At 45.1% G+C, this 785-nt stretch carries 1 protein-coding gene and 1 pseudogene; both read left to right on the plus strand.

The genetic code is table 11. The features are described 5' to 3' along the window. Positions 1-42: 42 nt before the first annotated feature. Entirely contained in the window at positions 43-576 is a 534-nt protein-coding gene (nusG, locus tag A3738_RS05730; protein ID WP_068473034.1) for a transcription termination/antitermination protein NusG, read from the plus strand. A gap of 109 nt (positions 577-685) precedes the next feature. Beyond that, a pseudogene (gene rplK / locus A3738_RS05735) lies at positions 686-785 on the plus strand (50S ribosomal protein L11); the annotation flags it as partial.

Below are 785 nucleotides of genomic sequence, written 5' to 3' on the forward strand. Positions count from 1 at the left end.
TTGGGTCATTTCTTCGGTAATCGGATAGTAGGGAGATAATTGATGTCTAAGGCTTGGTATGTTGTTCATGCTTATTCTGGATACGAGAAGCATGTTATGCGCTCGTTGCAAGAGCAGGTGGCGCTTAAAGGCTTAGAAGAGAAATTTGGTGATATTCTTGTTCCTACTGAAGAAGTGGTAGAAATGAGAGACGGCAAGAAGCGTAAGAGTGAGCGTAAATTCTATCCGGGCTATGTGCTTGTTCAAATGGATATGGATGATGAAGCGTGGCACTTGGTTAAGTCAACGCCTCGAGTTATGGGTTTTATTGGTGGTACGGCTGAACGTCCAGTGCCAATTAGTGATCGCGAAGCTCAGGCTATCTTGCAAAAAATCGAGACAGGTGCGGAAGCTCCTCGTCCGAAAACATTATTCGAAGCAGGCGAAGTTGTTCGAGTTATCGACGGTCCGTTTGCTGACTTCAATGGTGTCGTTGAAGAAGTGGATTATGAGAAGAGTCGTGTTAAAGTGGCTGTTCTTATTTTTGGGCGTTCAACGCCTGTTGATCTTGAGTTTAGTCAGGTCGAGAAAGACTAATCTAATTTAAGGTCATAAATATCCAAATGCTCATTTCGCGTAGGCGGGATGGGCTTTTCGTGTCTGTTCGGGGAGCTCGATAAGAGCGTTTGTACCCATAGGAGATAAAATGGCTAAGAAAATTGACGCTTATATCAAGTTGCAAATCGCAGCTGGTCAAGCAAACCCAAGTCCACCGGTTGGTCCTGCTCTAGGTCAGCACGGTGTGA

The sequence above is a fragment of the Oleiphilus sp. HI0066 genome (assembly GCF_001635725.1).

Excerpts from the sequence above, each read along its gene's own strand:
- nusG (WP_068473034.1), top strand. The coding sequence starts at position 43 with ATGTCTAAGGCTTGGTATGTTGTTCATGCTTATTCTGGATACGAGAAG.